General features: G+C 61.0%; 15 protein-coding genes and 1 tRNA gene. 10 read left to right on the top strand and 6 right to left on the bottom strand.

Annotated elements, in window-relative coordinates; all coding sequences use genetic code 11:
- Nucleotides 1–21 precede the first annotated feature (21 nt).
- The 5 genes from potA to BN1118_RS01195 all read left to right on the top strand — a co-directional run bounded on the left by potA (nucleotide 22) and on the right by BN1118_RS01195 (nucleotide 4,031).
- Complete coding sequence (gene potA / locus BN1118_RS01215) at nucleotides 22–1,176, top strand: polyamine ABC transporter ATP-binding protein (protein WP_042870317.1); 1,155 nt, start codon at nucleotides 22–24, stop codon at nucleotides 1,174–1,176.
- The gene (locus BN1118_RS01210; RefSeq protein ID WP_043142812.1) at nucleotides 1,173–2,078 is read left to right on the top strand and encodes an ABC transporter permease subunit; all 906 of its coding nucleotides are present in this window, start codon (nucleotides 1,173–1,175) and stop codon (nucleotides 2,076–2,078) included. The genes potA and BN1118_RS01210 overlap by 4 nt, the downstream gene beginning before the upstream one ends.
- A gap of 73 nt (nucleotides 2,079–2,151) precedes the next feature.
- A complete protein-coding gene (locus BN1118_RS01205; RefSeq protein WP_043142811.1) occupies nucleotides 2,152–2,994 on the top strand; it encodes an ABC transporter permease subunit in 843 nt (280 codons plus the stop codon).
- Between the two features lie 89 nt (nucleotides 2,995–3,083).
- Nucleotides 3,084–3,800 (top strand): MOSC domain-containing protein, encoded by a 717-nt coding sequence (locus tag BN1118_RS01200; protein ID WP_043554204.1) that lies wholly within the window; start codon nucleotides 3,084–3,086, stop codon nucleotides 3,798–3,800.
- A 154-nt stretch (nucleotides 3,801–3,954) separates the two neighbouring features.
- Nucleotides 3,955–4,031, top strand: a tRNA-Pro gene (locus BN1118_RS01195).
- A 32-nt stretch (nucleotides 4,032–4,063) separates the two neighbouring features.
- Here BN1118_RS01195 and BN1118_RS21500 read toward each other — a convergent pair.
- The 3 genes from BN1118_RS21500 to BN1118_RS01185 form a co-directional block, all read right to left on the bottom strand.
- On the bottom strand, nucleotides 4,064–4,246 hold the full coding sequence (locus BN1118_RS21500) for a hypothetical protein (RefSeq protein ID WP_156994789.1): 183 nt from the start codon (nucleotides 4,244–4,246) through the stop codon (nucleotides 4,064–4,066).
- A 120-nt stretch (nucleotides 4,247–4,366) separates the two neighbouring features.
- Nucleotides 4,367–4,894 carry an AbiTii domain-containing protein gene (locus BN1118_RS01190; RefSeq protein ID WP_043142807.1) on the bottom strand — a complete coding sequence of 176 codons (528 nt, stop codon included), beginning with the start codon at nucleotides 4,892–4,894 and terminating at the stop codon, nucleotides 4,367–4,369.
- A gap of 123 nt (nucleotides 4,895–5,017) precedes the next feature.
- Nucleotides 5,018–5,482 (bottom strand): thioesterase family protein, encoded by a 465-nt coding sequence (locus BN1118_RS01185; protein ID WP_043142803.1) that lies wholly within the window; start codon nucleotides 5,480–5,482, stop codon nucleotides 5,018–5,020.
- Between the two features lie 133 nt (nucleotides 5,483–5,615).
- On the opposite strand from BN1118_RS01185, the gene recQ reads away from it, so the two are divergent.
- Entirely contained in the window at nucleotides 5,616–7,439 is a 1,824-nt protein-coding gene (recQ, locus tag BN1118_RS01180) for an ATP-dependent DNA helicase RecQ (protein ID WP_043554203.1), read from the top strand.
- A 93-nt stretch (nucleotides 7,440–7,532) separates the two neighbouring features.
- On the opposite strand, the gene BN1118_RS01175 is transcribed toward recQ, so the two are convergent.
- A complete protein-coding gene (locus tag BN1118_RS01175; protein ID WP_043554202.1) occupies nucleotides 7,533–7,832 on the bottom strand; it encodes a c-type cytochrome in 300 nt (99 codons plus the stop codon).
- A gap of 104 nt (nucleotides 7,833–7,936) precedes the next feature.
- Between BN1118_RS01175 and BN1118_RS01170 the strand changes: the two genes are divergently transcribed.
- The 3 genes from BN1118_RS01170 (at nucleotide 7,937) to BN1118_RS01160 (ending at nucleotide 10,506) form a co-directional block, all read left to right on the top strand.
- Entirely contained in the window at nucleotides 7,937–9,364 is a 1,428-nt protein-coding gene (locus tag BN1118_RS01170; protein ID WP_043554201.1) for a protein adenylyltransferase SelO, read from the top strand.
- Nucleotides 9,365–9,374: 10 nt separating this feature from the next.
- The gene (locus BN1118_RS01165; RefSeq protein WP_043554200.1) at nucleotides 9,375–9,662 is read left to right on the top strand and encodes a DUF3630 family protein; all 288 of its coding nucleotides are present in this window, start codon (nucleotides 9,375–9,377) and stop codon (nucleotides 9,660–9,662) included.
- Between the two features lie 169 nt (nucleotides 9,663–9,831).
- Nucleotides 9,832–10,506 (top strand): 7-cyano-7-deazaguanine/7-aminomethyl-7-deazaguanine transporter, encoded by a 675-nt coding sequence (locus BN1118_RS01160; protein WP_043554198.1) that lies wholly within the window; start codon nucleotides 9,832–9,834, stop codon nucleotides 10,504–10,506.
- Nucleotides 10,507–10,779: 273 nt separating this feature from the next.
- Here BN1118_RS01160 and rraA read toward each other — a convergent pair whose 3' ends face one another.
- The gene (gene rraA / locus BN1118_RS01155; protein ID WP_021138460.1) at nucleotides 10,780–11,265 is read right to left on the bottom strand and encodes a ribonuclease E activity regulator RraA; all 486 of its coding nucleotides are present in this window, start codon (nucleotides 11,263–11,265) and stop codon (nucleotides 10,780–10,782) included.
- A gap of 146 nt (nucleotides 11,266–11,411) precedes the next feature.
- Here rraA and BN1118_RS01150 point away from each other — a divergent pair, with 146 nt between their 5' ends.
- A complete protein-coding gene (locus BN1118_RS01150) occupies nucleotides 11,412–13,265 on the top strand; it encodes a methyl-accepting chemotaxis protein (protein WP_043554197.1) in 1,854 nt (617 codons plus the stop codon).
- Nucleotides 13,266–13,336: 71 nt separating this feature from the next.
- On the opposite strand, the gene mgtE is transcribed toward BN1118_RS01150, so the two are convergent.
- Nucleotides 13,337–14,761, bottom strand: a complete 1,425-nt coding sequence (gene mgtE, locus BN1118_RS01145; RefSeq protein WP_043554196.1) for a magnesium transporter — start codon at nucleotides 14,759–14,761, stop codon at nucleotides 13,337–13,339.
- Between the last annotated feature and the right edge of the window lie 16 nt (nucleotides 14,762–14,777).

Below are 14,777 nucleotides of genomic sequence, written 5' to 3'. Positions count from 1 at the left end.
ATCACGTTTGGGAGTTTGGTAATGGCGATAGCCTCCAGTGCCTACAAGAAAGCCCTCGAGGGCAACCAGCAGCGCAAAGAAGTGCTGGTGAAGATTGACAGGGTAAGCAAGCAGTTCGATGAAACGCTGGCGGTCGACAACGTGTCACTCAACATCCACAAGGGGGAAATCTTCGCCCTGCTGGGGGGATCCGGTTCCGGCAAGTCGACCCTGCTGCGGATGCTGGCGGGATTCGAGCGCCCCACCGAGGGGCGCCTGTTCCTCGATGGCGTCGACATCACCGACATGCCGCCCTATGAACGTCCCATCAACATGATGTTCCAGTCCTACGCCCTGTTCCCCCACATGACGGTGGCGCAGAACATCGCCTTCGGCCTCAAGCAGGATGGCCTGCCCAAGGCCGAGATCGATGCGCAGGTCGAGGAGATGCTCAAGCTGGTGCAGATGACCCAGTATGCGCGCCGCAAGCCGCACCAGCTCTCCGGTGGCCAGCGCCAGCGGGTGGCACTGGCCCGCTCGCTGGCCAAGCGCCCCAAGCTGTTGCTGCTGGACGAACCCATGGGGGCGCTGGACAAGAAGCTGCGTTCCAGGATGCAGCTCGAGCTGGTGGAGATCATAGAGCGGGTCGGCGTAACTTGCGTCATGGTGACCCACGATCAGGAAGAGGCCATGACCATGGCCGAACGGATCGCCATCATGCATCTGGGTTGCATCGAGCAGATCGGCAGCCCGATGGACATCTACGAGACCCCGGCCAGCCGGCTGGTGTGCGAGTTCATCGGCAACGTCAACCTGTTTGACGGCCTGCTGGTGGAGGATGAGCAGGACCACGCCACCATCGCCTGCGCCGATCTGGAGCAGCCCATCTACGTGGGCCACGGCATCAGCTCCCGCGCCGAGAACAAGAAGGTCACCTACGCCCTGCGGCCGGAAAAACTCTTGATGAGCACCCAGAAACCGACCGAGATCGAGCACCCCGATTTCAACTGGACCAAGGGTGAGGTCTATGACATCGCCTATCTGGGCGGTCACTCGGTTTATCACATCCAGCTGCCTTCGGGCAAAATCGTGCAGGCCTTCATCGCCAATGCCGAACGCCACGGCAAGCGGCCGACCTGGGATGACCAGGTGTTCCTCTATTGGGAAGATGACAGCGGCGTGGTGTTGCAATCATGAAGGCATTGAGACGACTGAAGCGACTGGGCGGGCGCCAGCTGGTGATCGGCGTGCCCTTCTTCTGGCTGTTCCTCTTCTTCCTGCTGCCCTTCATCATAGTGGTGAAGATCAGCTTCGCCGAAGCGGACGTGGCCATCCCGCCCTACACGGACGTGGTGAGCTGGGCCGACAATCAGCTCACCATCTTGCTCAACATGGGCAACTACCTGCTGCTGCAGGAGGATGAGCTCTACATAGCGGCCTACCTGGGCTCCCTCAAGATGGCCTTCGTCAGCACCCTGCTCTGTCTGCTGATAGGCTATCCCATGGCCTACTCCATTGCGCGGGCCAACAAGGAGACCCAGACCGTTCTGCTGCTGCTCATCATGATGCCGACCTGGACCGCGATTCTGATCCGGGTCTACGCCTGGATGGGGATCCTCAGCAACAACGGCCTGCTCAACAGCCTGCTGATGGGCATTGGCCTGATTGACGAGCCGCTGACCATACTCAACACCAACCTGGCGGTCTATATCGGCATCGTTTACTCCTACCTGCCGTTCATGGTGCTGCCGCTCTACGCCAACCTGGTCAAACACGATCAGAGCCTGCTGGAGGCGGCCTCCGACCTCGGTGCCCGCAACCTGACCCGCTTCTGGCGGATCACGGTACCGCTCTCCAAGAACGGCATCATAGCCGGCTGCATGCTGGTGTTCATCCCCGTGGTGGGCGAGTTCGTGATCCCGGAACTGCTTGGCGGCCCCGAGACCCTGATGATCGGCAAGGTGCTGTGGCAGGAGTTCTTCAACAACCGTGACTGGCCGGTGGCGTCTGCCCTGGCGGTGGTGATGCTGGCGGTGCTGATAGTCCCGATTATCCTGTTCAACCGCAACCAGGCCAAGGAATTGGAGGGCAAGGTATGAAAAAGGAACTGCTGATAGTCCCCCTGTCATCCCTGTTCAACTGCAACCAGGCCAAAGAGCTGGAGGGTAAAGTATGAGGCGCTTTGGTTTTGCCAAGCTGATGTTGTGGCTGGGATTGCTGTTTATTTACCTGCCCATGGTCATCATGGTGATCTACTCCTTCAACGCCTCCAAGCTGGTGACTGTGTGGGGGGGCTGGTCGCTGAAGTGGTACTTCGGCCTGCTCGACAACAAGCAGCTGATTGGCTCTGTGTTGCGCTCGCTGGAGATCGCCTTCTATACCGCCATTGCGGCGGTGGCGCTGGGGACCATGGCGGCCTTCGTGCTGACCCGGATCCCGCACTTCCGCGGTCGCACCCTGTTCGGTGGCCTGGTGACGGCGCCCCTGGTCATGCCCGAGGTGATCACGGGTCTGTCGCTGTTGCTGCTGTTCGTGGCCATGGCCCAGCTGATTGGCTGGCCGGCCGAGCGGGGCATGCTGACCATCTGGATCGCCCACACCACCTTCTGTACCGCCTACGTGGCGATCGTGGTGTCGGCGCGCCTGCGGGAACTGGATCTCTCCATTGAGGAGGCGGCCATGGATCTGGGGGCCAAACCCTGGAAGGTGTTCTTCCTGATCACCATCCCCATGATAGCCCCCTCGCTGGCGGCGGGCGGCATGATGTCGTTCGCCCTGTCACTGGATGATCTGGTGCTGGCGAGCTTCGTCTCGGGTCCGGGCGCCACTACCCTGCCGATGGAAGTCTTCTCGGCGGTGCGGCTCGGGGTGAAACCCGAGATCAACGCGGTAGCCAGCCTGATCCTGCTGTCGGTGTCACTGTTCACCTTTGGCAGCTGGTATCTGATGGCCAAGGCGGAGAAACGCCGCCGTGCCGAGATTGCCATGACCACCCAGATGCAGGCCGTCGCCTGACCCCGGGGCTGTTGACGCCGCAACATGGCTTGCGCCGCAGCGTCAACAGCCCCTAAGATCCGCATTCTCTCATCCGTCAGGAGAATGGAATGCGGATCTCCCTCTTTATCGGCCAGAGCGCCGAGATGAATGCCGAACTGGCTCCCGCTCTCGTCAGTGCCATCGACAAGCATGTGGCAGGCAATCCCCTGTGGTGCAGTTTTTCTGGCCTGGAGGGAGATGAACAGAGCGACCAGCGCCATCACGGCGGCCCGGATCGCGCACTGCACTACTATCCCGCCGATCACTACCCCTGGTGGCACAACTGGCAAGCAGCGCTGGGCCTGGCCGCACCGCGTACGCCCTGGCAACCCGCCGCCTTTGGCGAGAACCTGTCCGGTCTCGGGCTGACCGAGGTTGAGGCCTGTATCGGCGATGTCTATCGACTCGGTGAGGCGCTGATCCAGATAAGTCAGCCGAGATCCCCCTGTTTCAAGCTCAACCAGCGTTTCGGCTATGGCCAGATGTCACAGGTGATGCAGCTCAATGGTCGTTGTGGCTGGCTGTTGCGGGTGCTGGAGGAGGGGACTGTCGCACCGCAGGAGACGATGGAATTGGTCGACAGGCCCTATCCCGCCCTGACGGTGAAACGCACCGCCGATATCCTGTTCAATCAGCTACGGGACGAAGCGGATCTGCTGTTGCTGCTGGAGAATCCGGCGCTCTCTCCCAATTGGCGCCAGCATGCGGCCAACTGGCTGGAGCATGGGGTGGTGGCCGACTGGCGTCGCCGTTTGCTGGGGCCGGCCGAATTTCAGCTTCCCTAGGATGGGTTGGAAAAATGTCACGTCCCTGCACCCTTTCTGTGAACCCGGTGCCAAAGCGCTGAATAGTTGAACGAACGGCCATTTTTTTCCCTTAAAACACAAAAAAGGCTTGTGTCATGTCGGGGCATTAGGTAAATTCTCGCCCCGCAGACATCGGTGTGTAGCGCAGCTTGGTAGCGCACTTCGTTCGGGACGAAGGGGTCGGAGGTTCGAATCCTCTCACACCGACCATATTAGAAAAGGCCGCTCAATGAGCGGCCTTTTCACATCTGGATTTTACCGATCCCGCTACGGAATATCTTGCTGGTTGCTGGTTGCTGGTTGCTGGTTGCTGGTTGCTGGTTGCTGGTTGCTGGTTGCTGGTTGCTGGTTGCTGGTGGTGGCATATCGATACCGATGCGGCTTTCTTGCTCATCTATCCGGCTGCCGTCGTGGTGCGCAGACATTAAAAGGGCCACCGCTCGGTGGCCCAGGGTGGAGTCTGATCCTGACTCCGGCACTCTAGATTGTGGCAATCTCGCTATGGGTCTTGTCTATGGTGCCCTCCTTGCGCCCTAGGCGCTTACTCAGATATGCCAGTGCTGATGCCGCAATGCCTTGAAGCTGTGTTGAGGTTGCAAGGCCGCGTGCTTGGGGTACTCACTAATGAAATGTTCGATTCCCTCCATCAGTTGTGAACGTAATGAAGACACGGGCTCATGCCAGGCTTGCAGGCATAAATGGCCGGGGATCAACTGCTCTTGATAATCTTCCAGCAGCTGCTCTGGCCAGGGTTCAATACCGGAATTGCGTTGCAGTAGATAATGGGCGGCGGGTTCACGGGCATAGATGAACTGAATCTGGGCCAGATCGCGTTGGCTTAGCGTTTGACTGTTGATATGACAGGTCAAATATTTTCCCGTCTTCAGATCCAAGAAGTGACCGCGTTGCCGACAGGCTACGATGCGATACCAGGGCAGGGGCGAACAGAGAGAGTATCCCTCAAGCTCCTGTTCCAGCCAGTGGCGACACTCGGGTGTCTGCACCTCGTCGAGCATGGACTCGAGCTGTGTCAACAAGGCTCTGGATGGTTTGGTGGCCAGTTTCGCACTCATCGCCTGCAATCCTCCCTCTGCACACAATCCCGAATTTCAGTATGGACCCGTGGGCGGCAGAGGGGGTAAGGATTCTAATGATTAAAATCAGATTAGCAGCGTGGTTTTTATGCAATGGGTGAGTCAGCCCACCAGATAGGTGCCGGTACCGAAGGCGATGTGGGTGCCCTCTTCGTTGTGCAGTTCCATTCGGGCGACGGCGACCTTGCTGCCGGCGCGGATGATGTGGGCGGTGGCGATGAACTCGTTGCCGCGGCCCGGACGCAGGTAGTCCACCCGCAGATCTATAGTGCCGAGGCGAGAGAAGCGCTCCTTGAGGTAGCTGGGGGAGAAGTCTTCCAGCTCGTCGATGCAGGAGGCGGCGACTATCATGCCGCCGGCCACATCCAGCAGGCTGGCGGTGACGCCGCCGTGCAAGATGTTGTGGAAGGGGTTGCCGATCAGCTTGTCATCCATCTTGATGCGCAGCTCCACCTTCTCGAAGTCGTAGTGGGTCACCTGCATGCCAATCAGCTTGTTGAACGGCATCCGCTCGGCGAACAGGTTGGCAATGCCACTGAGCGCCATCTTCTTCAGCATGTGTTTCATTCTCTGATACCGATCCCTGTCATCAAAGCCGAGTAAAAACTCCAGCCAGTCTGCAACACTTCCTTAACAGTCGCAATGGCAGGTTTATTGTGAGCGGCGGCTGCTTTAGAATGGCGACCCCAAAGGAGAGCCCATGACCGTCATTGCCGAAACCTTGCCCGATACCCCACTTGCCTTGTTGCAGGCGGTATTCGGCTACCAGCAATTTCGGCCGGGCCAGCTGGAGATCATCGAGCAGATAGTGGCGGGACGCGATGCCATGGTGCTCAAGCCCACAGGTGGCGGCAAGTCACTCTGCTTCCAGATCCCGGCGCTGCTGCGACCCGGGCTGGGCGTAGTGGTCTCCCCGCTTATCTCGCTGATGAAGGATCAGGTCGACAGCCTGCGCGCCAACGGTGTGGCGGCCATCTACATCAACTCGGCCCTGAGCCGGGAGGAGATGATCCAGAACTTTGCCGCCATGCGTCGCGGCGAGATCAAGCTGCTCTACGTCTCCCCCGAGCGCTTGTTGCAGCACGAGTTCATGGATCGGCTGGCGGAGCTGCCGCTCGGCCTGTTTGCCATCGACGAGGCCCACTGCGTCTCCCAGTGGGGTCACGATTTCCGGCCGGAATACGCGGCGCTCGGGCGGCTCAAGCAGTGGTTCCCCCAGGTGCCCGTGGTGGCGCTCACCGCCACCGCCGACGAGGCGACCCGCAGCGATATGCTGCACCGGTTGGAGCTCAACGATCCCTTCATCCACACCGCCAGCTTCGACAGGCCCAATATCCGCTACAGCCTGGTGGAGAAGTTCAAGGCGGCGGAGCAGTTGCTGCGCTATGTGCAGAGCCAGAAGGGCAACTGCGGTATCGTCTACTGCTCCAGTCGCAATCGGGTGGAGGAGGTGGCCGAGCGCCTCTCCCGTCACGGCAGCAAGGCTGCGCCCTACCACGCCGGTCTGCCCCTGGCCCAGCGCCAGCAGACCCAGGATGCCTTCCTCAAGGATGACATAGAGATAGTGGTGGCGACGGTGGCGTTTGGCATGGGTATCGACAAGCCGAACGTGCGCTTCGTGGTGCACTACGACATCCCCAAGAACATCGAGTCCTACTATCAGGAGACGGGCCGGGCCGGCCGCGATGGCACGCTCGCCGAGGCGCTGCTGCTGTACGATCCCGCCGACATAGGCCGGGTGCGCCGCCTGCTCGACAACATAGAAAACCCCCAGCAGTTGCAGGTTGAGCAGTACAAGCTCAACGTGATGGCGGCCTTCGCCGAGGCGCAGACCTGCCGCCGCCAGGTGCTGCTCAACTACTTCGGCGAGTACAACGACAAGCCGTGCGGCAACTGCGACATCTGTCTGGATCCGCCCAAGAGCTACGACGGCACCGAGGATGCCCAGAAGGCGCTCTCCTGCGTCTGGCGGGTGGGTCAGAACTTCGGGGTGGGCTATGTGGTGGAGGTGCTGCGCGGCTCCCTCAACCAGCGCATCAAGGATCACGGCCACGACAAGCTGTCGACCTACGGCATCGGCAAGGATCAGAGCCACGAGTATTGGATGAGCGTGATCCGCCAGCTGATCCACAAGGGGCTGCTGACCCAGAACATCACCCGCAATCTGGTGCTGCAGCTGACCGAGGCGGCCCGCCCGGTGCTGCGCGGCGAGATGAAGCTGGAACTGGCGGTGCCACGGCTGCAGCCCATCTCCAGTCGCAAGGAGAAGCGCAACGGCCTGCTGGACAACGCCAACTACGACAAGCGGCTGTTCAAGGAGCTGCGCGGCCTGCGCAAACAGATTGCCGAGGATGAAGAGGTGCCGCCCTATGTGGTGTTCAACGACGCGACCCTGGTGGAGATGGCTCAGCTGATGCCGATGACCGAGGCGGAGATGCTGGCGGTCAATGGCGTCGGGCATCGCAAGCTGGAGCGCTTCGGTGAGGCCTTTATGGACCTTATCATCGACTACTGTAGGCGCTAGGGTCGATTAGCGAAGCCTAATCGACCGCAGCAGGTGCACTCCTGGATGAGGGAAAATCAGGAATGGGGCGCCCGTCCGTCGGGCGCAGAGAGGTTATTTCAAGCTGGCGTAATAGGCCGCCAGGTTCTCCATGTCGGCCTCGGTGAGCGGCGCCATGAAGGGCAGCATCAGGGGTTCCTTGCGACTGCCCTCCTTGAAGGCTTTCAGCTGTTTCACCAGATAGGCGGCATTCTGGCCGGCCAGATGGGGATAGTTGGGGATCAGTGCCTTGCCCTCGACCCCATGGCAGGCGGAGCAGACCGCCGCCTTGGCCTTGCCCGCCTCGATATCGGCCGCCTGGGCCTGTCCCCACAACAACATCAGCAGGGGCAGGGTGCCCAACCATCTTTGCATCTTCTTCTCCTTGAAATGAAATAGCGCGATCACCTGTTAGCCGAACTCGGCCGACGGCGGTATAAAGAGTAACACGAGCATACGCAGGGACGAATCGCACTACCATGAAGCTGATCAACACTTTCGCCACCGAACTGCCCTGGGCCTGTGAGCCCGTGGCCCCCCAGCCGCTGTGCGAGCCCAGCTTGCTGCACCTCAACCACGGCCTGCTGAACGAGTTGGGACTGGGCGATGTCGGCGAAACAGACTGGCTTGCCTGTTGTGGTCTGGGCCAGCCGCTGCCCGGCATGCAGCCGGTGGCCCAGGTCTATGCGGGTCATCAGTTCGGTGGTTACAGCCCGCGGCTCGGCGATGGCCGTGCGCTGCTGCTGGGGGAGCAGCTGGCGCCGGATGGTCAGGGCTGGGATCTGCATCTGAAGGGGGCGGGCAAGACCCCCTTCTCCCGCTTCGGTGACGGTCGTGCCGTGCTGCGCTCCAGCATCCGCGAGTATCTCGCCTCCGAGGCGTTGCATGCCCTCGGCATTCCCACCACCCGGGCGCTGGTGCTGGTTGGCAGCCAGGAGCCTGTCTACCGGGAACAGGAAGAACGCGGGGCGACAGTGCTGCGCACAGCCCCGAGCCACCTGCGTTTCGGTCATATCGAATATTTCGCCTGGAGCGGGCAGGGAGAGAAGATACAGCTGCTCATCGACTATCTGCTGCGTCACCACTTCCCCGAGCTGAACAACGGGGCCGAACTGTTTGCCGAGGTGGTGCGGCGTACCGCGCGGCTCATCGCCAAGTGGCAGGCCGCCGGTTTCTGCCACGGCGTGATGAACACCGACAACATGTCGCTGCTCGGGCTGACCCTGGATTACGGTCCCTACGGTTTCATCGATGCCTATGTGCCGGACTTTGTCTGCAATCACTCGGATCCGGGTGGCCGCTACGCGCTGGATCAGCAGCCGGCGGTGGGTTACTGGAACCTGCAGAAGCTGGCGCAGGCGCTGGCGGACCATGTGGACGGCGAGGCCCTGGCCGCCGCGCTGGCCGAGTATGAACATCAATTGATGCTGCACTACTCCGAACTGATGCGCGCCCGGCTCGGGCTGGCGGTGTGGGAAGAGGAGGACCCGGCGCTGTTCCGCGAGCTGTTCCGGCTGTTGGCGAGCCAGGGAGTGGACTATCACCTCTTCCTGCGCCGGCTGGGTGAGGTTACTCAGCAGGGGGATTTGCCCGCCTCCCTGTTGGCACTGCTGCCGGATCCTGCGCTCTGGCAGCAGTGGCTCGCGCGCTATCGGGCGCGACTGGTGCGGGAGGGAGGCGAGGATGCCGCCCGCAAGCGGCAGATGGACGCCGTCAATCCCAAGTACGTGCTGCGCAATGCCCTGGCCCAGCAGGCGATAGATGCCGCCGAGGCGGGGGATATGACTCCGTTCGAGCGGTTGTTTGCGGCCTTGCAGCACCCCTATGACGAACAACCCGAGTATGACGACCTGGCGACACCGGTTCCCCAGTGGTATTGCGGTGGCGAGCTTTCTTGCAGCAGTTGAGGGATGAGAGATGAATTGGCGTGTAACGCGGACAGACATTGAGTCGGCCGTGCTGATGCTGGATTGCCCCGGGCTCTGCTGGGATACCTTCCCGGCGCTGGCCGAGGCCTTGCTGCAGGAGTGGGAGCTCAGGCTGCTCGACAAGGAGTGGGGCGCCGATCGCCACGGCTGGTTGCTGGAATTTGAAGGCAGCCAGCTCAGGCTGGAGTATGAACACCATAGCGGTTGCTGGCTGACGGCGGTACAGCCGGTCGATCGCGAGGTATTGCTCTGGCTCGGTCGCCAGCATAGCGGCTGAACGGGCTGTTTGGGGCGCATGACCTTGCCCTTCGATGACAATGGCCGCTGGTCGAATCAACAGCATAAAGATTGAACTATCAGTTGGGGGGCGTATAATCTCGCCCCTCAATTATCGCCAATGGTGGCGGTATGGGTTCCCTAACCCCATTAACCAAAAAGGTCACAATATGAATTTGACCCCTGCTCAGCACCAGACGGCGCTGGTGCGCCTCTCGTTGTTCCACATCCTGATCATCGCCAGCAGCAACTATCTGGTGCAGCTACCGATCACCATCTTCGGCTTCCACACTACCTGGGGTGCCTTCAGCTTCCCGTTCATCTTCCTGGCCACCGATCTGACGGTGCGGATCTTCGGTGCCGGTCTGGCGCGCAAGATCATCCAGACCGTGATGTTGCCTGCGCTGGCCGTTTCCTATGTGCTCTCCGTGCTGTTCTTCGAGGGCAGTTATCAGGGCATGGGCAATCTGGCGGAGTTCAATCTGTTCGTGGCGCGTATCGCGCTGGCCAGCTTCATGGCCTATCTGGTGGGCCAGTTCATGGACGTGGTGGTATTCAACCGGCTGCGGCTGCTCAGGGCCTGGTGGGTGGCGCCAGCCGCCTCGACCCTGTTTGGCAACCTGGTGGATACCATCGCTTTCTTCAGCATCGCCTTCTGGCGCAGCACGGATCCCTTCATGGCCGAGCACTGGGTCGAGATCGCAACCGTGGACTATGTATTCAAGTTGCTGATAAGCCTTGGTTTGTTTGTGCCTCTCTACGGCGTCTTGCTGCGTTATCTCAGCCGCAAGCTGGTGGGCGAGGCCGGATTGGCCGGCCTGCAAACGGCGACGCGCCAGGCCTGATGCAATTGACCACCCCAGCGGTGGTCAATTTTTTTGCACGTTTGGCAAATAAGAGTTGCTTAGTTAAATGAGAATGATTATTGTTAACTTGTTTTCCGGGAAAGACTTCATTCGTTCCAACGTGATGGACTTCTTGTGAAGGCACGACATTGCTCACATTGCTTCCAGTTATAGGGCCAGTTCTTCTGGCCCTCTTTTTTTGTTTTTTTTCAGCAAGTTGCAGCCATAAAAAATGGGAGCCAAGGCTCCCATCGTCACAACTCAGGTTGCGGCTTACTCGATATCGAGCGCCTCAGGGGAGAGGATCACCCCTGTGGTGTCTGCGTAGAGATGATCATCCGGCAGGAAGGTGACGCCACCGAAGTTGACCGGCAGATCCGTCTCCCCCACGTCCTTGCTGTCGGCGCCCACCGGAATGGCGGCCAGTGCCTGAATGCCGATATCCAGATCTTCCAGGATGTCGACTTCGCGCACGCAGCCGTAGCAGACGATGCCTTCCCACTCGTTCTCGGCTGCCGTAGTGGCGATCTCGCTGTCGATCAGGGCGCGGCGCATGGAGCCACCGCCATCGATCAGCAGCACGCGGCCGACGCCGTTCTCTTTGACGAGTTCACGGATCAGGCCATTCGATTCGAAGCATTTGACTGTGGTGATGACGCCGCCGAAAGAGGCGCGGCCGCCGAAGGAGCAGAGCATGGGTTCGAGCACATCCACCATGTCCTGATAGATGTCGCACAGTTCTGAAGTGTTGTATTCCATAGTGTCAAATCCACGGCTGGAAACAGGTGGGATCCAGTATAAGGAGTGGGACTGGCATTTCAATGAATATTCCTTGAACAACAACAGGGATGGCGTTTTCTGCATAAGCTCAATGCAGTTCATTCCCTGTTCGTGAGAGGTCCATCGTGCTGATCCGTCATAAGTTGATCCTGAACACAGTGCTGGTGGCCATTGCCATGCTGGTGCTGAGCGGTTTGTTTCTCTACTCCAGTCAGGTGAGTCGCCACCTGACCGAGGCTCAGCGCAACGTGGATGCGCTCGAGATTGCCATGCTGAACCTGCGGCGGGCCGAGAAGGATTTCCTGATCCGCAAGGATTTGGCCTTCGTCGATCGCTTCAACCAGGGGCTTGCCGATTTTCACAAGCTGGACCAGACCTTGAGTGCCGATGACAACCTGAGGGCCGTGAACGGCGAGCTGGCCCGGCTGGATCAGCAGATGGGGGCCTATGGCAAGGCCTTCAACGATCTGGTGGCGCAGCAGCAGACCATAGGGCTGGGGCCGGAAGATGGTCTCTACGGCCGTCTGAGGGCGGCTGTGCATCAGGTCGAGGAGGGGCTCAAGCAGCTGGATCAGCAGGGGTTGATCATCACAATGCTGCAACTGAGGCGGGCGGAGAAAGACTTCATGCTGCGCTCCGACATCCAGTATCTGGAGCGTTTCCAGACCTTGCACAAGAGCTTCCAGGAGAGCCTGGCGACGCTGCCGGAGGCGGACCGCGGCAAGCTGGAACAGGCCAGCCTGCAGTATCGGCAGGACTTCGTCGCCCTGGTGGAGGGCATGCAGGTGCTGGGGCTGAAAGAGGATGAGGGGCTGCGCAACCAGATGCGGGACTTGGTGCATCAGACCGAGCAGGGCTTCACCGCCCTCGGTCAGCACATAGCCGACGAACTGGTGCGGCAGACCTCGCGCCTCAACAGCCTGATGCTGGTCTGCGGCGGCGTGATCATAGTGCTGATCGGCATCATGAGCATCTTGCTGGGCCGTAGCATAGACAGGCCCATCTCGCGGGTGAACGATACAGTCAACCGCATCCGCCAGGACAACGACCTGCGCCTCAAGATCGAGCTGCAAGGAGCCGACGAGATGGCCCAGCTGGCAGGCAATCTGGACGTGATGCTGGGGGGCTTTCGCCATCTGATCGGCGATGTGAAGCAGAGCGTGCATACCCTGACCGAGGCGGCGGATCACCTCTCCAGCAACGTCAGGCGCACCAGCGAGGGGGCGTCACGCCAGTTGCAGGAAACCGACATGGTGGCGACGGCCTCCACCGAGATGGGCTCCACCATAGAGGAGATAGCCCGCAACACAGAGCAGGCCGCCAACAATGCCCAGGCCACCAACAACAAGGCGATGGAGGGGCGCACCGCAGTCGAGAACACGGTTCGCCAGATCCGCTCGCTGGCCGGCAATCTGGAGAGCTCCTCCCAGGAGGTGGCCCAACTGCAGAAAGAGAGCGAGACCATAGGCTCCGTGCTGGACGTGATCCGCGGCATCGCCGAGCAGACCAACCTGCTGGCGCTCAATGCGGCCATCGAGGCGGCGCGGGCTGGGGATCAGGGCCGTGGTTTTGCGGTGGTGGCGGACGAGGTGCGCAGCCTTGCCATCCGCACCCAGAAGTCGACCCAGGAGATAGCCGGCATCATCAGCTCGCTGCAGAAGCAGACCGGCAGCATAGTGGGCATGATGGCGACCTGTCGCGAGCAGGGCAACAGCAGCTCGGAGCAGGCCAGCACGGCGGGCGAGCTGCTGGGGCAGATCACCCAGGATGTCACCCACATCATGGACATGAGCACCCAGATAGCCGCGGCCATCGAGCAGCAGAGCCTGGTGGCCAACGAGGTGAACCGCAACGTCAACAACATCCGCGACATAGCCCAGGAGTCGAGCCTGATGGCGGAGGAGAATGCCAAGTCCAGCCAGGGCCTGACCGAGCAGGCCAAGTTGCTCAACCAGGCGGTGGCCAAGTATCGGGTCTAGCGGCCAGACCCCTGGAACAGCAAAAAGGGAGCCGTGCAGGCTCCCTTTTTCATCGAGACGACTGGCCCCTACTAGATGAGGAACAGGGTCGCCAGCCCGAGGAAGATGAAGAAGCCGCCGGTATCCGTGATGGCGGTGATCATCACGCTGGCACCGATCGCCGGATCCCGGCCGAGACGCGACATCGTCATGGGGATGATGACCCCCATCAGGGCGGCGACCAGCAGGTTGATCATCATGGCCAGCGTCATCACGGCGCCCAGCGCCGCATCCTGATAGAGGGCATAGGTGGCCAGCCCCATGGTACCGCCCCACACCAGACCGTTGATCAGTGCCACCCCCAGCTCGCGCCACAGCAGGAAGGAGACGTTGCCCGCCTGTATGTGCTGCAGCGCCAGCGCCCGCACTATCATGGTGATGGTCTGGTTGCCCGTGTTGCCGCCGATCCCCGCGACGATTGGCATCAGGGCCGCCAGCGCCACCAGTTGCGATATGGTGTGCTCGAACAGGCCTATGACGCGGGAGGCCACGAAGGCGGTACAGAGGTTGATGGCGAGCCAGGCCCAGCGGGTTTTGACCGCCTTGTTGACAGGCGCGAATACGTCTTCATCTTCGCTGATCCCCCCCATGCGGCGCAGATCCGTGTCGCTCTCCTCATACACCAGATCCACCACCTCGGCGACTGTGAGGCGGCCCATCAGCTTGCCGCGGCCGTCGATGACGGCGGCGGAGACCAGGTCGTCCCGCTCGAAGGTTCGGGCCGCAGCCTCGTCGTTGTCCTCCGGATCGAAGGTGACAGGATCCCGCTCCATCACCTCGCCGACCAGAGTCGCCGGCTTGTGCAGCAGCACAGTGGTGAGCGGCAGCTCCCCCTGCAGCCGGTTGCGCCTGTCGATGACGAACAGCTTGTCGGTGTTGACGGGGATCTTGCCGCGCAGGCGCAGGTAGCGCTGCACGGTCGCCAGGCTTACCTCGGCGCGTACCGTGATGAGCTCGAAGTCCATCATGGCGCCGACCGTGTGCTTGCCGTAGCGGATCACCTCCCTTACCTGGTCGCGCTGGGGGGGCGCCATGGAGGTGAGCAGCCGGCCCATCAGGTTGCGGGGCAGGTATTGACCCAGATAGATCTGATCGTCTATGTCCAGGGTGCGCAGGGCGTGCAGCAGCGCCTTGTCGCTCATGCCGCTGATCAGGCTGTCCCACACAGTCTCCGAGGCCTCGACCAGCACCTGGCCATGTTTCTCCGGGTCTACTTGCTGCCAGAGCACGTGGCGCTCGTCCGGTGGCAGGGATTCCAGCGCATCGGCGATGTCGGCGGCCGGCAGGCTGTTGACCAGTCGCGTCAGCTCGCTGGTCTGATCCCGCAGCTCGGCATCCTGTACCGTCTGCGGATCCAGCAGGCTGTCGGTGAGGGCATCATCGGCCAGCAGCAGGGTGAGAATGCGCGATCTGTCTTGTTCACGCTGCTTGGCGCTGTTCTTGAAGGGGAGAGACATGAAACAGAATTCCTGA

The organism is Aeromonas bestiarum (assembly GCF_000819745.1).
GTDB lineage: Bacteria > Pseudomonadota > Gammaproteobacteria > Enterobacterales > Aeromonadaceae > Aeromonas > Aeromonas bestiarum.
Note: the sequence above shows the minus strand (reverse complement) of the source record. Positions and strands in the feature narration are given on the sequence as shown.

What these genes read in the sequence shown, in the direction of transcription:
- BN1118_RS01165 (WP_043554200.1), top strand. Translation starts at nt 9,375, where the DNA reads ATGAATTGGCGTGTAACGCGGACAGACATTGAGTCGGCCGTGCTGATG.
- BN1118_RS01185 (WP_043142803.1), bottom strand. Translation starts at nt 5,482, where the DNA reads ATGAAACACATGCTGAAGAAGATGGCGCTCAGTGGCATTGCCAACCTG.
- potA (WP_042870317.1), top strand. Translation starts at nt 22, where the DNA reads ATGGCGATAGCCTCCAGTGCCTACAAGAAAGCCCTCGAGGGCAACCAG.
- BN1118_RS01210 (WP_043142812.1), top strand. Translation starts at nt 1,173, where the DNA reads ATGAAGGCATTGAGACGACTGAAGCGACTGGGCGGGCGCCAGCTGGTG.
- BN1118_RS01190 (WP_043142807.1), bottom strand. Translation starts at nt 4,894, where the DNA reads ATGAGTGCGAAACTGGCCACCAAACCATCCAGAGCCTTGTTGACACAG.
- BN1118_RS01160 (WP_043554198.1), top strand. Translation starts at nt 9,832, where the DNA reads ATGAATTTGACCCCTGCTCAGCACCAGACGGCGCTGGTGCGCCTCTCG.
- BN1118_RS01200 (WP_043554204.1), top strand. Translation starts at nt 3,084, where the DNA reads ATGCGGATCTCCCTCTTTATCGGCCAGAGCGCCGAGATGAATGCCGAA.
- mgtE (WP_043554196.1), bottom strand. Translation starts at nt 14,761, where the DNA reads ATGTCTCTCCCCTTCAAGAACAGCGCCAAGCAGCGTGAACAAGACAGA.
- BN1118_RS01170 (WP_043554201.1), top strand. Translation starts at nt 7,937, where the DNA reads ATGAAGCTGATCAACACTTTCGCCACCGAACTGCCCTGGGCCTGTGAG.
- BN1118_RS01175 (WP_043554202.1), bottom strand. Translation starts at nt 7,832, where the DNA reads ATGCAAAGATGGTTGGGCACCCTGCCCCTGCTGATGTTGTTGTGGGGA.
- BN1118_RS01205 (WP_043142811.1), top strand. Translation starts at nt 2,152, where the DNA reads ATGAGGCGCTTTGGTTTTGCCAAGCTGATGTTGTGGCTGGGATTGCTG.
- rraA (WP_021138460.1), bottom strand. Translation starts at nt 11,265, where the DNA reads ATGGAATACAACACTTCAGAACTGTGCGACATCTATCAGGACATGGTG.
- BN1118_RS21500 (WP_156994789.1), bottom strand. Translation starts at nt 4,246, where the DNA reads ATGTCTGCGCACCACGACGGCAGCCGGATAGATGAGCAAGAAAGCCGC.
- recQ (WP_043554203.1), top strand. Translation starts at nt 5,616, where the DNA reads ATGACCGTCATTGCCGAAACCTTGCCCGATACCCCACTTGCCTTGTTG.